The following is a 16,362-nucleotide window of genomic DNA, read 5'->3' on the forward strand; positions in this document are numbered from 1 at the left end:
CTACTGGCTTTTCAACGCCGCGTAACTAAACCAGCCCCAGCCCAGTATAAACATTAGCCCACCAAAAGGCGTAATCGGGCCAAACCACTTCACGCCCGTGAGTGCCAACGCGTACAAACTACCGCTAAAGCAAAGAATACCGACCAAGAAAAACAGCCCCGCACGATAAAAGCCTTTTTGTGCAGCAGGTTGAATCGGTAACAGCAATAACACGCCACAAACCAACAAGGCCAATGCATGAATAAATTGGTACTGCACGCCCGTTTCAAACACACCAAGTAGATAAGGGCTTAAGATCTTTTTTAGGCCATGCGCAGCAAATGCGCCCAACCCCACCGCAATCCCTGACAATACACCACCGATGGTGAGTAAATACTTACTGCTCATCCTCTACCTCATCTTCTCCAGCTTAATGGCTATGTTCATGCTGCAAGATATCGACTTGCTCACTGCGCGCTTTTTTCAGCATCCAATCACGAAATGTGGCAATCCGCCCCATGTCAGCTTGCTTTTCATGGCACACCACGTAGAAAGCATTATTGGTCATCAGCACTTCATCAAACGGAGCAATTAAGCGCCCGGCATCAATTTCGGGTTGCGCTAATACGTTGTTGCCTAATGCTACCCCTTGCCCATGTGCGGCCGCTTGCAACACCATAGTAGAGTGGCTAAAAATGGGGCCGTGATTCACATTGACATTATCCAGACCGTTCTCTTTGGCAAATTGTTTCCAATCCTTACGCGACGTATCGTGCAACAGTGTATGCAACGATAAATCTTTTAAAGTCTCCATTGGCTTACTTCCTAGTAGCAGTGCTGGCGAACAGAGAGGGATCAAAAATTCTTGATACAACTTATCGGCACGTAAACCCGGCCAATTGCCTCGCCCATAATAGATCGCCACATCTACATCATCGGTAAGCGAACCTTCGTCCATATCCACCGCTTTGATACGCACATCAATATCCGGTTCTTGTTGGTTGAAATCCGCTAAACGTGGCACTAGCCATTGAATCGCAAAACTCGGCGGTAGACTAATGGTCAGCGCCCCTTTTTCACTTCGCTCAAGTAATTTATCGGTCGCTTCAGCTAATGAGCTGAAAATATCTTTTATGTCGAGGAAATAACTTTGCCCCTCTTCCGTTAGGAGCAAAGAGCGATTTCGTCGGCGAAAAAGCTTCAGACCTAAAAACTCTTCTAACGCTTTGATTTGGTGGCTAACTGCGGCCTGTGTCACAAATAATTCTTCGGCAGCTCGGGTAAAACTTAAATGGCGAGCGGCCGCTTCAAACACTTTTAACGAATTGAGGGGAGGCAATCTTCTGGACATAGAGATACTCGGTTCAAGATTAGTTTTTTTAATCTGAAACATTATAATTTGTCCGTTGCTAACCGACCAGAGAAAATCTATATTTCACCGCGCAGCAACGGCCTGAACGGCTTGATTTCCTTGTAAATCAATAGGCTTAGTTGTTGCGATGTTGTGTTTGCAAACTCGAAATTCGAGTTAGGTAGTTTCTACCATCTGTTTTGTGCAGTTATCCCTGCCACAAAACAAATACTTCCTGTATTTATTTTTGACCTGTCTGTCAAATTTTTAGCACCGCCTGTTGGCGGTGTTTTTTTATCTGCATTTTCTGTCACGACCAAGTAACCGGAGAATGTTAAGCGAAAAAAAACGCAGAGCCTGCTGAGCAAACTCTGCGTTTCCATTCATGATCGCGCTTATGGGCGATAGACTTTCACGTTGCTAAAGCCTTGTTCTTGCAGGTAGAGCGCTTGTAAGCGGCTCATCACACCACGTGAGCAGTACAGCAAGTAAGTTTTCGACTGATCCAAATCACCAAACTGGGTCGCGAGCTTGTAGAACGGCAGGTGCTTCACTTCAACGCCTGCGATCTCAAGTGGACTTTCATCCTCTTCGTCTGGACTACGAATATCTAACACAACCGCGTTGCTCTCTTCAGCCGAGTTCACTAACTCCACTTCAGGTGCTTTTTCAAGTGACTCTTTACCAATCTCACGAATGTCGATTTGACGTGCGTTGTACACCACTTGCTCAAGCAGAGCAAAATCGAATTTGGCTTCTTCTTCTTCCAACTTCTCTTTAATTGCTTTCACGGTTGGGCTTTTTGAAATCACACCACAGAACTCAGGCATGGTTTTCGCGAAATCTTCCGTGCCGATTTCACGCGCTAGACGAATGATGTCTTCTTTATCCCAGTTGATCAGTGGACGCAGAATCAAAGTGTCAGTCACATTGTCGATATGGCGCAGGTTGGTCAGGGTTTGGCTAGACACTTGACCGAGAGCTTCACCCGTCACTAATGCTTGAATACCAAACTTCTCAGCTACCATGCCGGCTGCGCGCATAAACATACGCTTCAGCACAACGCCCATTTGGCCATCATCAATTTTCTCTAAAATCTCAGCCACAACAGGCTCGAAATCGATCGCGATAAAACGGACTTTGGCGGATGACCCGTATTTTTGCCACAAGTAGTAAGCGGTTTGCTTAACGCCAATCTCGTGGGCTGGGCCACCAAGATTGAAGAAGCAGTAATGCACTTTTGAGCCACGTTTGATGTGCAGATAGCTCGACACACCTGAGTCAAAGCCACCAGAAATCAGGCTCAACACATCCTCTTGAGTACCCAGCGGGAAGCCCCCCAAACCTTTATGGCGTGCAATCACTTGGTTTAGAAGTTCATCGACAACTTCCACTTGCACCGTCACATCAGGGTTGGTCAGTTTCACCTTAGCACTTGCTACCGCTTGATTAAGGCCACCACCGACATAACGCTCAAGCTCAATCGAAGTAAAATCATGCTTACCGCGACGCTTCGCGCGCACCACGAACGTTTTGTTTTCGATATTGGGGCGGTTCAGTTCCAGCACTTGCTCATAGATGTTGTGCAGATCGGTGAATGTTGACTGCTGCACTTCCAGAATTTGCTGAATACCCGGTGTGGTAGTCAGAATCTCCAACACTTGCGCATAATACGTATCGCAGTTAGCCGTCACTTCAATATGATCGCGACGATTGAATACCGCCACCCCTTGTGTGCGGGCTTTCACAATAATTCGAATATTGCTTTCAAGGATCTTTGTGAAACGCTTACGTACCGATTCACTTTTCACAAAAATTTCCGGATGGGGTTTGACGATAAATTTCATAAGCTTATTCGCAATCTAGATGAACGATGTGGCGTTTGGCTTCAACCAGCACTGAAATATCAAGCCGTTTGGGGCATTCACGCTAAAGGGGCGGCATTATACACGATTCCATCGGAGAGAGAAAAGCCCGTAAAAAGGCCAGCCATTCGACTTGCCTTTGTAAAACAGTACTCAGTAAAAAACCAGGCTAGGGTTTGGCGGGCGCACCCAGTGAAGGTACTTCATCGCTATACAGTGGATCCCCTTGCAAAATGCTGATTTCAACACGGCGATTCAGCGCACGCTGTGCTTCGGTATCATTGGGGCCGAGCGGTTGAGTATCGGCCATGCCGCGAACCTGTAATCGCTGATGATCAAAGCCTTTCACTTTCTCCATCTCCTGCGCTACTGAAACGGCACGCTGCGCGGAAAGATCCCAATTTGAACGATAGAGCTCAGAATCCAATTTTTGGTTATCCGTATGCCCCGTCACTCGTACTTTACCGGGAATGTCTTTCACCAAATCTGCGATTTGACGCACTAGCGGACGGAATTTTGGTTGCAAGAAAGCCGACCCTTCAGGGAAAGCGCCCTTCTCTCGGATCCGAATATCAATCTGCTGTCCCAAGTTTTCCACTTCAATCGCGCCTTGTTCAATCTCACGTGATAAGGCTTTTTTAATGCTCTCAGCAACGGTTTCCATCTGATCAGACATGGCTTGCGCTTGCTGCTGTTGCATTTCCGATTGGGTATTTTGGTTATCTTGGACGGAAGTTTCTGCCGACTGACCACCAGTAAGCTGACCAGAATCGCGTTGGTTACCACCAGCACGGTCTGACTCACCTTCTTGGAATTCAAGCGTTTGCTGGGTGATATCGATGGTTTGTTGCATGATCACATCAATCGGCGTTGGCTCTGGACGTCCAGGACGAAACTCTTGGGCAATAATGCTGGTGCCTTTAGGAATGTCTTTGACTTCCAAGCGGTTTTGTACACCAAACGCAAACTTCATCGAACCCGCAATTTGCTTAAACTTCAGTACATCCATCTCGGAAAACGAGAGTAAGAGTACGAAGAAACACATCAGTAGCGACATCAAATCCGCAAACGTCCCGAGCCACATCGGTAGCCCAGGGGGAGGGCAAGTGCACTTCTCTTCGTCATCCATAGGAGGCTCCGCTACTCTTTATCAACATCAAGAGCACGCTTACCAGCGTTAAGATAGTTCTTCAAATAGCTATCGATAACCCTTGGGTTTTGTCCATCCTGAATCGCCAATACACCATCCATAATCAGACGGCGATTGAGCGTTTCCTGATCACGGCGCAAAGCCAGTTTGTCGGCAATCGGGAAGAAGATCATATTGGAAAGTACCGCACCGTACAATGTGGTTAACAGTGCTACCGCCATCGCAGGGCCGATCGATTTCGGGTCATCCATGTTGGACAACATGGCAACTAGCCCCACCAGTGTACCGATCATACCCATCGCAGGTGCCACGTCACCAAAAGCGCGGAAGACTTGCGTACCTTTACTATGGCGTTCGTCAGTCAAAGCAATATCTTTTTGTAAAGTGGCGCGCACCACATCGGCATCATGTCCATCTACCAACAGGTCAATCCCCTTCTGCATAAAGGGATTCGGAATTTCCATCTCTTCTAACGCCAAGAAACCACCTTTACGTGCCGCATCGGCCATTTCTACGATCTTGGCAATCAAATCTTCTGGCTCATCCGCTTTAAACATAAAGGCTTTAGCGGCGATTTTTCCCGCACCAAAAAACTGCCCCATAGTAAATTTCATCATCACAACGAAAACAGCGCCGCCCACTACGATCAGAACAGAGACCGTATCAACGAACATCATTAGGCTGCCGCCCAGCACCATCGCCATGATAACGAAAGCCATACCACCAATAAGGCCAATCAGTGTTGCTAAATCCACGAAGCACTCCTCCGGCTACACATTCGCGATAATGAAAAGCTTACCCTCATTATCGGCAACAGAATAAATTCTTTAATGAAATTGTCAGAATAGAGAACAAAAACCTTACTCAAGTGTATACGCAAACAGGCCGAAGATGCACCTGTGGTACACAGAGTTTTTACCCTTGGGATTGTGACTTTGTGGGCTTTTTTCCATTTCGTTATCTAACACGGTAAAAAAGCGTTCTATTTCTGACAAAATCGCTTGGTTAAATTTGACCAGCTCAGCCCCCTGAGGTAACTTTCGTGCATCTTAAGTAAGGCATACAGATTATGGCGAGCAAGAAACCGGAAAACATGTCCTTCGAATCAACTATCGAAGAACTAGAGCAGTTGGTTGAACAACTGGAAAGTGGCGATCTGGCGCTGGATGAAGCACTGAGAAAATTTGAACGTGGTATTACGCTTGCCAGAGCTGGTCAACTGAAGTTGGATGACGCAGAGCAACGTGTACGCATCTTACTCAGTAACAGTGACGAAGCGCCACTCAGTGATTTTAACGACTTATCCGAGTAAGCCATGCTCGGTATTACGATCTGAACAACTTATAAAGACGAGTGCTCTATGATTGAGGCGTTATCCTCATACCAACAACGAAATAATCAGCAACTGGATCTGTGGCTGAACCGAATTCCTTTTCAGAGCTTGCCTTTGATTGAGGCGATGCGTTACGGGTTACTTCTTGGCGGCAAACGGGCTCGGCCTTACTTAGTCTACATTACCGGACAAATGCTCGGCTGTGAGCTAAATGAATTAGATACTCCGGCCTCTGCGGTGGAGTGTATTCACGCTTATTCACTGATCCATGATGATTTACCGGCAATGGATGATGATGAACTGCGCCGCGGTAAACCGACTTGTCACATCGAGTTTGATGAAGCCACCGCCATTTTAACTGGCGATGCCCTGCAAACTCTGGCGTTTACCATTTTGGCCGAAGGCACTCTTTCTGCTGCGGGCGAAACGCAGCGTGTCGCCATGATTCAAGCCCTTGCCGAAGCCTCTGGCGCACAAGGTATGTGCCTGGGTCAGGCGTTGGATTTGGCAGCCGAAAACCGTTTAGTTTCACTGGAAGAGTTGGAAAACATCCATCGTAATAAAACCGGCGCGTTGATGCGCTGCGCAATCCGTTTAGGTGCATTGGCTGCGGGCGAAAAAGGCCGAGCAATGTTACCGCATTTAGATCGTTACGCGGATGCAGTCGGCCTCGCATTCCAAGTCCAAGATGACATTCTGGATATCATCAGTGACACTGAAACCTTGGGGAAACCGCAAGGTTCTGACCAGCAATTGAATAAAAGTACCTACCCTGCTCTTTTAGGCTTAGAAGGAGCACAGGAAAAAGCACATACTCTGTTACAAGAAGCGCTTCTGGCTTTAGAAGCAATTCCCTACAATACTGAGCATCTAGAAGAGTTCGCCCGATATGTCGTCGAGCGCAAGAACTAAACAATAAGCGCGCATACTTATGACTCTTGATATTTCAAAATACCCAACACTGGCTCTGGCGAACACCCCCGACGAGCTGCGCAGCCTGCCAAAAGAAGTGCTGCCAACACTGTGTGACGAATTACGAACCTATTTGCTCAACTCGGTGAGTCAATCCAGTGGGCATCTCGCTTCAGGCTTAGGCACCGTTGAGCTAACGGTTGCGCTGCATTACGTCTACCATACTCCTTTCGACCATCTGATTTGGGATGTAGGCCATCAAGCTTACCCACACAAAATTCTCACCGGTCGTCGTGATCAAATGCCCACCATTCGCCAGAAAGATGGGTTACACCCTTTCCCTTGGCGTGAAGAGAGCGAATACGACACACTCTCTGTCGGCCATTCTTCGACCTCGATCAGTGCCGCGCTAGGCATGGCGATCTGTGCGGGCAAAGAAGGCAAAGACCGTAAAGTGGTGAGTGTGATTGGCGATGGTGCGATTACCGCTGGCATGGCGTTTGAAGCCATGAACCACGCGGGGGATGTTCACCCGGATATGTTGGTGATTCTCAACGATAATGAAATGTCGATCTCTGAGAACGTGGGTGCACTCAATAATCACTTGGCGCAAGTCTTATCTGGCAGCCTGTACACTTCGATTCGTGAAGGTGGCAAAAAAGTGCTCTCTGGCATTCCACCAATCAAAGAGTTGGTTCGTCGCACCGAAGAACACCTCAAAGGCATGGTAGTACCCGGCACGCTGTTTGAAGAGCTCGGCTTTAACTACATTGGCCCAGTGGATGGCCATGACGTTTTGGATCTGATCAAAACCCTGAAAAACATGCGTGAGCTAAAAGGGCCACAGTTCCTCCACGTGATGACCAAAAAAGGTAAAGGCTATGCGCCAGCGGAGAAAGATCCGATTGGTTATCATGGCGTACCTAAATTTGACCCAAGCCAACACAGCTTGCCCAAAAGTACCAGCACACAGCCGACTTTCTCAAAAATTTTCGGCGATTTCCTGTGTGATATGGCCGCGCAAGATCCGAAATTAATGGCGATTACGCCAGCCATGCGTGAAGGCTCAGGCATGGTACGCTTCTCCAAAGAGTACCCAAGCCAATACTTTGATGTGGCCATTGCCGAGCAACACGCAGTAACACTGGCAACAGGCATGGCGATTGCGGGTTATCACCCGGTTGTGGCGATTTACTCCACCTTCTTGCAACGGGGTTACGATCAACTGATCCACGATGTGGCCATCATGAACCTACCGGTGATGTTTGCTATCGACCGCGCGGGTATTGTCGGCGCTGATGGTCAAACACACCAAGGTGCGTTTGATTTAAGCTTTATGCGCTGCATTCCCAACATGCTGATCATGGCTCCGGCGGATGAAAATGAGTGCCGCCAAATGCTTTACACAGGCCATCAACATCAAGGTCCGAGCGCGGTACGTTACCCTCGCGGTAATGGTATGGGCGTTGCCTTAGAAAGTGACTTTACAGCCTTGGAAATTGGCAAAGGCCGCTTAATGCGTGAAAACACCGCCAACACTGGTGAAAAAGTCGCGATTTTGAGTTTCGGTACTCTGCTACCTAACGCTTTAGAAGCGGCAGAGAAACTCAATGCGACCGTGGCCGATATGCGCTTTGTGAAACCACTGGATGAAACGCTCATCAAGCAACTCGCCCAAACTCATGATGTACTGGTGACATTGGAAGAAAACGCGATTGCCGGTGGTGCGGGTGCGGGTGTGATTGAGTTTATGATGAAAGAGAAACTCATTAAGCCAGTCCTCAATCTGGGGCTACCTGATCAATTTATTGTGCAAGGCACTCAAGAAGAGATGCATGCAGAGCTTGGGTTAGATGCGGCAGGTATCGAGTGTGCTATCCGCAACTATCTGGCCAAATAGCACTTTCCATCAGCCGCTTTAAGCCGCTTAGGTAGAAATCAGAACGAGAAAAAGCCTTCGTAATGAAGGCTTTTTTATTGGGCTGATTGAGAAAATCATCAAGCGTTGATTAACAGCGACTCTTGCCAACCAAACTCACTAAGCAAGCCTTGCCACACTTCATCTAGTCCAGCGCGAATCACTAACGGTTGCTGAGTATAAGGATGAATAAAACGTAACTCGCTGGCATGCAGCATCAAGCGTTGCGCGGAAAAGTGTTCACGAAACAGTCGGTTATGAACTCCATCGCCATGGGTGGTATCACCCACAATCGGGTGACGCAGATGCGCCATATGACGACGCAGCTGATGTTTACGCCCAGTCTTAGGTTGCATCTCCATCAAGCAGTAACGCGTCGTGGCAAACTTTCCAGTCGAAATGGGCAGTTCCACTTTGGCCAGCGGGCGATAAGCCGTAATCGCCGACTGCGCTTCTTTATCTTGCTTGGCAAACTTATCGGCGATTTTGTCCAGCTCCTCTTTGAGTGGGTAATCGAGCACATCCGCTTCTTCAATCCAGCCGCGCACAATCGCGTGATAGGTTTTCTCCATTTCATGATTGGCGAACATCGGCATCACTTCAGAAGCGATTTGGCTAGAGAGCGCAAACACCAACACGCCAGATGTCGGGCGATCCAAACGATGCAAGGGAAAAACGTGCTGACCAATTTGATCGCGCAGGGTTTGCATCACAAACTGGGTTTCATGTTTGTCTAACCATGAACGATGTACCAACATGCCTGCGGGTTTATTGACCGCCACCAAATATTCATCTTGATAAACAATCTCTAACATCTATTGGCACGCCTTGTCGATTTGCAGGATCACCGTGATTACTGCTTGGTGATGGGGTTGTGTTTTCCACACTTCAGAAAAATAAGGCTCCAACGCAAAACCACGCGGTACCGTATTTTGGGCGATCGCCTGTTTCATCTTGGGCAGAAAAATCCACTGCAGCCACTCATGGGGTAAAAGAGTATCTACCGCAAACGGCTCTTGGCTCGCGAGCGCGTTCGGTGTTGGAGGCGTTGCTTGCCACAATTGCGCAGCACGCAATGTAGACTCTAATTCATCGAGTAACTTCACCAATGTGGAGTTGAACAGCATAATTCGTCCGGTTTATTTCTACGTTGACCTTGAAAAAGTGCCATAGAGTACCATTTATTGGAGAAAGAAAGTTAGGATCAATTTCCGCATGGATACCATTCATACCCTTACGGCTCTGCTGCAAAATAGCGGCTGCCAGTACCAAATTTTTGATCTCGGGCGTCGCGTGCAACCGATGGATAGCCGCCAATTTGCTCAAGTAGAATTAGGCCAGCAAGCCTACCCTTTCCCAGTACAGCGCCATGCGCAATTCGCTATCGCTTATTGGAATGAGCAGCATCAGCCTTGGATCTGGATGCTGAAATTTGCTTTGGATGAACGTGGCCTATTGCAACAAGCCGATGTGGGGCAATTTATTCAATATCTGCTCGAAGCGATGGGCAGCCGACTCAATCAATCGTTGACTGAAGAACAGCAACAGAAGCTTGCGAGCAATCCCTATACTTTCAAACCCAGTGAAGACAAACTCGCGATGCTGCATAGCCAGATCCGCGCACAGCTTGGCCTATCATGCAGCCAATATTACGAACATGCTCAGCACTATTTCTCTGGAGGCTTGGGCTGGGACAAGTGGCACACCGTAGGATTACAAGGTATTACCGATATTTGTGCCCGTTTAGAGCAAGAGCAAAATGGCGTATTGCTCCGTAAAGCCCTGACTCATTTACCCGCGCAACCACTCTACGCTGTGCTCGGGGCATTAGAGCATGTCACCTTACCGGAAAAACTCGCGGAACGCTTAAGTGAACTCGCTCAAGCTGAAGTGAAAGCGAGCGATCCGGATCTGTTTTTACTCGCGGCCTTAGTGCGTGCCTTGGCTGGTGCGCCTTCAGAGTTACTTGATGCCACTTGTGATGTCATTCTCGCCTCGCCAGCACTTTGCCACCAAGAAGTGTTAATTGCACTTGCGGGACGCAGTTGGATGAGCTTACAGGATTCAGGACGTGCACAACGTTTCTTGATCCGTTTAGCGCAAACTCAAAATCAAGCGTTATTTAACCAGCTCTTTGCGGATGTGGTTATGTTACCTGCGCTGCGTGGAGTGATGCTGCCTTTGCTGCATGCTAGCCCCTCACCGGAGTTGGCATACGCACTGGAACAGTTGCAACAGATGACGCGAGGATAAACCATGATTGGCGATTTACTCTTGATACTGGCGCTCTGTTTTGCCGGATTTCTGTTTTGGCAGCAGCGCCATCAAGCCGAAATCGCTAAACAAGCGATTCAACGCCACTGCGATCAGCTTGATTTGCAACTGCTCAACGTGGCATTCGGCCAGCATAAAGTGAGAACTCCCTCGGGAAGCTGGCGCTGGCATACGATTTATCTGTTTGAGTTTTCATCTCTCGGAGATGATTGTTATCAAGGCAAGTTAGAAATGCAGGGATTTAGAGCGGTACGTTTTGCTCTGCCACCACATCGGATGGGGTAGCGCATTCTGCCACAGCCATCCATACGAACTGACTACAAGGGCCGTAGAATTCATCGAGGTCCGCGCTGTGTTCAAAGCCTAATTTTTGCAAAAGAGTACGCGCGGCGTCATGTTGAGCCTTAATTGTGGCAACCACGAGCTGCAAGCTGAAACGCTGGCAAATAATGGGAAAGAAAGCATTTAATGCTTCACTAGCCAATCCCTGCCCCCAATACGCTTTATCAAATAAGAAGCCAAGTTCTGCGCGCCCTTCACTTTCAAATTCGATAAACACATGCCCCATATACTCGCGGTTATAGTTATCGAGCACCGCCATGGCGTACAAAGAAGCATCGTGCAACACCCGTTGGAACAGCTGCTTTGCCGCGGCTACTGTAGTTGGCCCATTCATCTGAGCACGGTTTTTAGCACAATAATTCAGCACCAAAAAATCAGACTCTAGCGCCTCGGTGTAAGGGATAAGTAGCGTTCTGCGCGTCGCGATGGTCACGGACATTCCTTGTACAGAAGATCAATCAAACGGAAAAAGCGCCTTTCCGAAACAGAAAGGCGCTATTTATTTCACCTGACCTTGATCAGGTACCTTTCATCCCAGCAATTGAGAGATGGAAGGTAAAGCCGCTGACGTTGTTATTTTAATGGTGTACCGAACCCGTTATGCGCTCATTTTATTAAGCTTAGTGCGCGCGGGCTCTATAGCCTGAAATATTCAAGCACAGTGACAAATTGGCAATGGTTATTTCAGTTGCGAGAGATAATAAGATTAAGGAAAGCCCCGACACAGTATGTCGGGGCTTAATCTTACTCGCAGCATCCAGCTACTTAAGCGTGCTCCATGCATCATCCTTAACTCGCTGATCCTTTCAGCGAACTCCGAGCATCGCCGTCCTAGCGGTGTCCTATTCTTCCTGATGCTAAATTATCCTATTCAGCGATCATCACTTGTTCCTTGAGCGGTGTCCTTGCCATCATCCTGATGGTGTTCCCTCTCACATCCTTAGAGTGTCCTAGTCTTCCTTGCAGCTCACGTCGCTGTGGGCTAACGCATTCCTTATGCGTGTCCGGCTTCCTGCTTGTGGTCATCCTCACCACTTCTCATCCTGAGAATCACAGTTCCTAGGTCATTTCCTTCGACAAGAGATAATTTACCCGTTTTGCTTTTTCGTACAAGCCACTAAGAGAATTCAGATAGAACAGAGCAGATTAAGAATATAAAATATCTTTAAATTTCAAAATGATAAATCGATTACATCGTTATTCCCGCATCAATTCACTGCCTTGGCTTACACAAGATGTAAGCGATCTCTTACAAACCATTGCCCCTTTTGCTCGTGAGACTTTCTCAGTAAGATGGCGACAAACCCGAAAAAGGAACGATTATGCTGACCAAAGACGTATCTCAAGAGCTAGAAGAGATCCTCAATAGCCTCAGCCAGCAAGGCAAAGAGCCTAGCGTCGCGCTAGTCAAAGCTCGCTTAAAAACGCCTGTACCTATGCCTGCGATTATTGCCACCATTAAAAGCTGGAAAAGCACTCAGCGTATCCCTAAGGTGGAAGTCGCCACCGCCAATACCAGCAACCACCTTGAGCAACGCATTGAAATGTTAGAACAAACAATTTTACAGCTCACAGCACGTATTGAAGCACTCGAAACCACGACTAAAGGAACTCAACGATGAAAATTTGGGTCGATGCCGATGCGTGTCCGAAAGTGATCCGTGAAACGCTGATCCGCGCCGCTGAACGCACTGGTGTGGTGTGTACCTTTGTGGCGAACCACTTAATCCCACTCCCCAAACGCGACAACATTCGCGCGCTGCAAGTCTCTTCTGGGTTTGATATTGCCGATAACGAAATCGTAAGACGCACTGAAGTGGGTGATTTAGTGATCACCGCGGATATTCCTCTTGCCGATGAAGTGATCAGCAAAGGCGGTTTAGCATTGAATCCCCGTGGAGAGCTCTACACCAAAGAGACCATCAAAGCGCGCCTGAATATTCGCGATTTTATGGATACCATGCGCGCCAGCGGTATTCAAACTGGTGGCCCTGCCGCGCTTTCGCAGACCGAACGCCGAGAATTTGCCAATCATCTGGATCGGATTTTGGCTAAGCGATCCGCTTAATTCCTCCACAGCCCGAAACCATGCGCGATAAAAAAAGCCTGCGATATTCGCAGGCTTTTTCGTATTCAGAGAAAACTCTATGGTGTGTAGTACGTGGCTGCGCCAGGGCCAACCGGCAGACCTAACACAAATACCCACACGTAGAACAGTAAGCTCCAACCCACCATAAACACCACTGAATATGGCAACATGGTTGCGATCAGTGTACCGATACCGAGGTTTTTCATATAGCGGGTAGCTACCGCTAAAATTAAACCGAAATAGCTCATCATCGGGGTGATAATGTTAGTGACCGAGTCACCGATACGATAGGCCGCTTGGATCACCTCAGGGGCATAGCCCACCAGCATCAGCATAGGGACGAAAATTGGCGCGGTGACTGCCCATTGCGCAGAGGCAGAGCCAATCATCAGGTTGATGTAACCACACATCAAAATGAAGGCGAAGAACAGCATTGGGCCAGTCAGTCCGATGTCTTTCAGGAAATCGGCGCCTAATACCGCCAGCACTTGGCCAAACTTAGTCCAGTTAAAGAAAGCCACAAACTGTGCTGCAAAGAAGACCAGTACAATGTACACGCCCATTGAAGACATGGATTTGGACATAGCGTTGATCACATCACGATCGGTTTTCATCGTACCTACCACACGGCCATACACATAACCTGGGATAGCAAAAAACACGAAAATAAATGCGACGATACTCTTTAAGAAAGGCGAACCGGAAACTTGACCATCTGCACCACGCAAAATGCCATCGGTAGGTACAATCGTCCAAGCCAGCAGACCGCTCACAACCAATATCGCAATACCGGCATAAGCTAATGCTTTTTTTTCAAGTGACGTTAAAACGCCCATTTTGTCTTGGCTGAGATCGTCACTGGCTTCTGCCACATCGTATTTACCCAGTTTTGGCTCAACGATTTTTTCAGTAACGAAAGCACCTAAAATTGCAATCACAAAGGTAGATGCAGCCATAAAGTACCAGTTGACTTCAGGACCAACACTATAGGTTGGGTCAATCATACGAGCAGCAGTTTCAGTAATGCCCGATAGTAGCGGATCCACCGTACCAATCAGCAAGTTCGCCGAGTAACCACCGGAAACACCCGCAAACGCAGCAGCCAGACCCGCTAATGGGTGACGTCCTAACGAATGGAACAACATCGCAGCCAGTGGAATGAGTACGACGTAGCCTAATTCAGACGCGGTGTTAGAGATAATACCGGCAAACACGACCGTGAAGGTGACCATGCGCTGTGAAGCGCCCATCACCAGACCACGCATCGCTGCGGAGAGCAAACCAGAGTGCTCAGCAATCGCCACACCCAGCATAGCGACCAATACGGTGCCTAACGGCGCAAAGCCAACAAAGTTCTTCACTAAGTTGGTTACGATCAGCTCTAATCCATCGGCATTGAGTAAGCTGACAACGTAGATCATGCCATCTGCAGAGCGGCCTTTCGCGCCTTCCGGACGCGGGTCAACCACCGAAAGTTCGAAGTATCCTGCGATACCCGAAGCAACCAGTAGTACAACACAGAAAATGGCAAATAAAGTGATGGGATGGGGTAATAGATTCCCCAAATATTCGACACCATCAAGAAAACGGGTGATTAAAGGTTTCTTTGGTGCATTTTGATTTATTGAAGCAGATGAACTCATCTGTTCCCTCCTTGTCTTGATTCCTATGCATTTGTGACACAAATGTCAAAAGCGCGCGCAGAGTACTCGACGAGAAAGGTAAATTAAAAAGCAAAGATGTTACAAAATCTGTCTAATCGAACAATATTTATCCAAAACTTAAAAAATAACCAGATGATCATATCAATGAACAAGCATCTGGTTAGAAAAATATCTCGCTACGAATCGTTTATCCAACAATCAATTAACGCTGAACTGCTTTAAAACGAGGGTTAGATTTGCAGATCACATACAAACGGCCACGGCGTTTGACGATTTGGCAATCTGGATGACGATTTTTTGCGCTTTTTAGTGAACTGAGTACTTTCATTTGGGTTCCTTAGCAAACTGGCCAAAACGGCGAGTAAAGTTAGCAACGCGGCCTTCTTTCTGTACCACGCGCTGTTTACCGGTATAAAACGGATGAGACTCTGAAGAAACTTCAACAGTGATATAGGGATAGGTTTTACCTTCCCACTCAATGGTGCGATCGGTTTGCAAAGTAGAACCAACCACAAAGTAGTGATCAACGCTCGTATCGTGGAACACCACTTTACGATAGTCAGGATGAATGCCTGCTTTCATCTTAAAACTTAACCTCAATTGTTATGTTATAACATATTAATTAATAATTATTCTCAAGGTGATTTGCAAGCGATTTTTACGCCGAGCTATGCTATTTTTGCGCTCTCAATACCCATGCTCACAGATAGAAAACATGTATCCCATTGAACCTGTTGCCATTATTGAAAGTCCGTACCAAGAGAAATTTGCGGTACCACGACAGCCTCGTTTAGTGCCGAGCGCCACTGCTCGAATCAAACTGTTGGGGGAATGTAACTGTGCAGAGGCCATTCGCGGTATTGAGCAATTTAGCCATGTCTGGCTGCTATTTTTGTTCGACCAAAACCTCGCCGCAGGTTGGAAACCCACCGTGCGCCCACCTCGTCTCGGTGGGAATGAACGAGTGGGTGTTTTCGCTTCACGTGCCACCTTTCGGCCTAATGGCATCGGCATGTCCGCGGTTGAATTGCGTGGTGTGAGCAAAGAGGGCGATCAATATTATCTCGAACTCGGTAGCGTCGACTTGGTCAATGGCACACCGATCATTGATATCAAGCCTTATATCCCCTACTCCGATTCCATTACCGACGCGCAAGGTGGCTATGCCGAGCAAGAGCCACAACGCATGGCGGTTACCTTCAGTGATGCCGCGCTGCAAATACTCAAAACACATCCTGAAGGTGAAATTCGTAGTGCGGTGATCAGCGAAGTGTTAGCGCAAGATCCGCGCCCGGCTTACAAAAAAAACCGCGCTGACGACAAGCTGTATGCGGTGAATTTGTACGATTGGAACGTGAAATTTAGCGTTCGCGATGATGCAATCGTTGTCAACGCAATTGAACCCTTTTGACAAAACCATTTGGCTGATATTATTAGCGCCCAAATTCGCTTTATAACGTTACTCCTATAAATAAAGCGATCCCT

20 protein-coding genes are annotated in these 16,362 nt (G+C 47.8%); 9 read left to right on the top strand and 11 right to left on the bottom strand.

Features of this window, described 5'->3' with window-relative positions:
• The 5 genes from EPB59_RS08645 to pomA form a co-directional block, all read right to left on the bottom strand.
• Complete coding sequence (locus EPB59_RS08645; RefSeq protein ID WP_154172352.1) at nt 1-387, bottom strand: DUF423 domain-containing protein; 387 nt, start codon at nt 385-387, stop codon at nt 1-3.
• 22 nt (nt 388-409) lie between these two features.
• Nucleotides 410-1,330 carry a transcriptional regulator GcvA gene (locus EPB59_RS08650; protein ID WP_154172354.1) on the bottom strand — a complete coding sequence of 307 codons (921 nt, stop codon included), beginning with the start codon at nt 1,328-1,330 and terminating at the stop codon, nt 410-412.
• Nucleotides 1,331-1,725: 395 nt separating this feature from the next.
• Nucleotides 1,726-3,177, bottom strand: a complete 1,452-nt coding sequence (gene thiI / locus EPB59_RS08655; protein WP_154172356.1) for a tRNA uracil 4-sulfurtransferase ThiI — start codon at nt 3,175-3,177, stop codon at nt 1,726-1,728.
• Nucleotides 3,178-3,364: 187 nt separating this feature from the next.
• The gene (locus tag EPB59_RS08660; protein WP_154172358.1) at nt 3,365-4,324 is read right to left on the bottom strand and encodes a flagellar motor protein MotB; all 960 of its coding nucleotides are present in this window, start codon (nt 4,322-4,324) and stop codon (nt 3,365-3,367) included.
• 11 nt (nt 4,325-4,335) lie between these two features.
• Nucleotides 4,336-5,049, bottom strand: a complete 714-nt coding sequence (gene pomA, locus EPB59_RS08665; RefSeq protein ID WP_309303986.1) for a flagellar motor protein PomA — start codon at nt 5,047-5,049, stop codon at nt 4,336-4,338.
• On the opposite strand from pomA, the gene EPB59_RS18875 reads away from it, so the two are divergent.
• The 4 genes from EPB59_RS18875 (at nt 4,958) to dxs (ending at nt 8,490) form a co-directional block, all read left to right on the top strand.
• The gene (locus EPB59_RS18875; protein WP_320194350.1) at nt 4,958-5,167 is read left to right on the top strand and encodes a hypothetical protein; all 210 of its coding nucleotides are present in this window, start codon (nt 4,958-4,960) and stop codon (nt 5,165-5,167) included. The two genes, pomA and EPB59_RS18875, sit on opposite strands and share 92 nt — an antisense overlap.
• A 247-nt stretch (nt 5,168-5,414) precedes the next feature.
• A complete protein-coding gene (gene xseB, locus EPB59_RS08670) occupies nt 5,415-5,657 on the top strand; it encodes an exodeoxyribonuclease VII small subunit (RefSeq protein WP_000157117.1) in 243 nt (80 codons plus the stop codon).
• Between the two features lie 48 nt (nt 5,658-5,705).
• On the top strand, nt 5,706-6,590 hold the full coding sequence (gene ispA, locus EPB59_RS08675; protein WP_154172360.1) for a (2E,6E)-farnesyl diphosphate synthase: 885 nt from the start codon (nt 5,706-5,708) through the stop codon (nt 6,588-6,590).
• A 19-nt stretch (nt 6,591-6,609) separates the two neighbouring features.
• Nucleotides 6,610-8,490 (top strand): 1-deoxy-D-xylulose-5-phosphate synthase, encoded by a 1,881-nt coding sequence (dxs, locus tag EPB59_RS08680; protein WP_154172362.1) that lies wholly within the window; start codon nt 6,610-6,612, stop codon nt 8,488-8,490.
• 98 nt (nt 8,491-8,588) lie between these two features.
• Here dxs and truC read toward each other — a convergent pair whose 3' ends face one another.
• Both truC and EPB59_RS08690 read right to left on the bottom strand, forming a co-directional pair.
• Nucleotides 8,589-9,323, bottom strand: coding sequence for a tRNA pseudouridine(65) synthase TruC (gene truC / locus EPB59_RS08685; RefSeq protein ID WP_154172364.1), 735 nt, complete (start codon nt 9,321-9,323; stop codon nt 8,589-8,591).
• Nucleotides 9,324-9,635 carry a YqcC family protein gene (locus EPB59_RS08690; protein ID WP_154172366.1) on the bottom strand — a complete coding sequence of 104 codons (312 nt, stop codon included), beginning with the start codon at nt 9,633-9,635 and terminating at the stop codon, nt 9,324-9,326.
• Between the two features lie 88 nt (nt 9,636-9,723).
• Here EPB59_RS08690 and EPB59_RS08695 point away from each other — a divergent pair, with 88 nt between their 5' ends.
• Both EPB59_RS08695 and EPB59_RS08700 read left to right on the top strand, forming a co-directional pair.
• On the top strand, nt 9,724-10,761 hold the full coding sequence (locus EPB59_RS08695; protein ID WP_154172368.1) for a DUF3549 family protein: 1,038 nt from the start codon (nt 9,724-9,726) through the stop codon (nt 10,759-10,761).
• 3 nt (nt 10,762-10,764) lie between these two features.
• Nucleotides 10,765-11,067, top strand: a complete 303-nt coding sequence (locus tag EPB59_RS08700; RefSeq protein ID WP_081017813.1) for a DUF3301 domain-containing protein — start codon at nt 10,765-10,767, stop codon at nt 11,065-11,067.
• Here the strand turns inward: EPB59_RS08700 and EPB59_RS08705 are convergent.
• Complete coding sequence (locus EPB59_RS08705) at nt 11,024-11,557, bottom strand: GNAT family N-acetyltransferase (RefSeq protein ID WP_195706966.1); 534 nt, start codon at nt 11,555-11,557, stop codon at nt 11,024-11,026. The genes EPB59_RS08700 and EPB59_RS08705 overlap by 44 nt on opposite strands.
• A gap of 889 nt (nt 11,558-12,446) precedes the next feature.
• Here EPB59_RS08705 and EPB59_RS08710 point away from each other — a divergent pair.
• Both EPB59_RS08710 and EPB59_RS08715 read left to right on the top strand, forming a co-directional pair.
• Nucleotides 12,447-12,746 carry a hypothetical protein gene (locus EPB59_RS08710; protein ID WP_154172372.1) on the top strand — a complete coding sequence of 100 codons (300 nt, stop codon included), beginning with the start codon at nt 12,447-12,449 and terminating at the stop codon, nt 12,744-12,746.
• Complete coding sequence (locus EPB59_RS08715) at nt 12,743-13,192, top strand: YaiI/YqxD family protein (protein WP_055051572.1); 450 nt, start codon at nt 12,743-12,745, stop codon at nt 13,190-13,192. The genes EPB59_RS08710 and EPB59_RS08715 overlap by 4 nt, the downstream gene beginning before the upstream one ends.
• Before the next feature lie 77 nt (nt 13,193-13,269).
• Here the strand turns inward: EPB59_RS08715 and EPB59_RS08720 are convergent, their stop codons facing one another.
• From EPB59_RS08720 to EPB59_RS08730, 3 genes are all read right to left on the bottom strand, one after another.
• Nucleotides 13,270-14,856 (bottom strand): AbgT family transporter, encoded by a 1,587-nt coding sequence (locus EPB59_RS08720; RefSeq protein WP_154172374.1) that lies wholly within the window; start codon nt 14,854-14,856, stop codon nt 13,270-13,272.
• Between the two features lie 223 nt (nt 14,857-15,079).
• Nucleotides 15,080-15,205: a type B 50S ribosomal protein L36 gene (gene ykgO, locus EPB59_RS08725; RefSeq protein WP_000866542.1), complete on the bottom strand. Its 126-nt coding sequence runs from the start codon at nt 15,203-15,205 to the stop codon at nt 15,080-15,082.
• On the bottom strand, nt 15,202-15,459 hold the full coding sequence (locus EPB59_RS08730) for a type B 50S ribosomal protein L31 (RefSeq protein ID WP_095456962.1): 258 nt from the start codon (nt 15,457-15,459) through the stop codon (nt 15,202-15,204). Before EPB59_RS08730 ends, ykgO begins: the two co-directional genes overlap by 4 nt.
• A 133-nt stretch (nt 15,460-15,592) precedes the next feature.
• Here EPB59_RS08730 and tsaA point away from each other — a divergent pair, with 133 nt between their 5' ends.
• Complete coding sequence (tsaA, locus tag EPB59_RS08735) at nt 15,593-16,288, top strand: tRNA (N6-threonylcarbamoyladenosine(37)-N6)-methyltransferase TrmO (protein ID WP_154172376.1); 696 nt, start codon at nt 15,593-15,595, stop codon at nt 16,286-16,288.
• Nucleotides 16,289-16,362: the final 74 nt, after the last annotated feature.

Source organism: Vibrio metoecus (genome assembly GCF_009665255.1).
Lineage (GTDB): Bacteria > Pseudomonadota > Gammaproteobacteria > Enterobacterales > Vibrionaceae > Vibrio > Vibrio metoecus_B.

What these genes read in the sequence shown, in the direction of transcription:
- pomA (WP_309303986.1), bottom strand. Translation starts at nt 5,049, where the DNA reads ATGGCGATGGTGCTGGGCGGCAGCCTAATGATGTTCGTTGATACGGTC.
- dxs (WP_154172362.1), top strand. Translation starts at nt 6,610, where the DNA reads ATGACTCTTGATATTTCAAAATACCCAACACTGGCTCTGGCGAACACC.
- EPB59_RS08710 (WP_154172372.1), top strand. Translation starts at nt 12,447, where the DNA reads ATGCTGACCAAAGACGTATCTCAAGAGCTAGAAGAGATCCTCAATAGC.
- truC (WP_154172364.1), bottom strand. Translation starts at nt 9,323, where the DNA reads ATGTTAGAGATTGTTTATCAAGATGAATATTTGGTGGCGGTCAATAAA.
- EPB59_RS08650 (WP_154172354.1), bottom strand. Translation starts at nt 1,330, where the DNA reads ATGTCCAGAAGATTGCCTCCCCTCAATTCGTTAAAAGTGTTTGAAGCG.
- EPB59_RS08715 (WP_055051572.1), top strand. Translation starts at nt 12,743, where the DNA reads ATGAAAATTTGGGTCGATGCCGATGCGTGTCCGAAAGTGATCCGTGAA.
- EPB59_RS08700 (WP_081017813.1), top strand. Translation starts at nt 10,765, where the DNA reads ATGATTGGCGATTTACTCTTGATACTGGCGCTCTGTTTTGCCGGATTT.
- EPB59_RS08730 (WP_095456962.1), bottom strand. Translation starts at nt 15,459, where the DNA reads ATGAAAGCAGGCATTCATCCTGACTATCGTAAAGTGGTGTTCCACGAT.
- EPB59_RS08690 (WP_154172366.1), bottom strand. Translation starts at nt 9,635, where the DNA reads ATGCTGTTCAACTCCACATTGGTGAAGTTACTCGATGAATTAGAGTCT.
- tsaA (WP_154172376.1), top strand. Translation starts at nt 15,593, where the DNA reads ATGTATCCCATTGAACCTGTTGCCATTATTGAAAGTCCGTACCAAGAG.
- thiI (WP_154172356.1), bottom strand. Translation starts at nt 3,177, where the DNA reads ATGAAATTTATCGTCAAACCCCATCCGGAAATTTTTGTGAAAAGTGAA.
- EPB59_RS08720 (WP_154172374.1), bottom strand. Translation starts at nt 14,856, where the DNA reads ATGAGTTCATCTGCTTCAATAAATCAAAATGCACCAAAGAAACCTTTA.
- ispA (WP_154172360.1), top strand. Translation starts at nt 5,706, where the DNA reads ATGATTGAGGCGTTATCCTCATACCAACAACGAAATAATCAGCAACTG.
- ykgO (WP_000866542.1), bottom strand. Translation starts at nt 15,205, where the DNA reads ATGAAAGTACTCAGTTCACTAAAAAGCGCAAAAAATCGTCATCCAGAT.
- xseB (WP_000157117.1), top strand. Translation starts at nt 5,415, where the DNA reads ATGGCGAGCAAGAAACCGGAAAACATGTCCTTCGAATCAACTATCGAA.
- EPB59_RS08695 (WP_154172368.1), top strand. Translation starts at nt 9,724, where the DNA reads ATGGATACCATTCATACCCTTACGGCTCTGCTGCAAAATAGCGGCTGC.
- EPB59_RS08645 (WP_154172352.1), bottom strand. Translation starts at nt 387, where the DNA reads ATGAGCAGTAAGTATTTACTCACCATCGGTGGTGTATTGTCAGGGATT.
- EPB59_RS08660 (WP_154172358.1), bottom strand. Translation starts at nt 4,324, where the DNA reads ATGGATGACGAAGAGAAGTGCACTTGCCCTCCCCCTGGGCTACCGATG.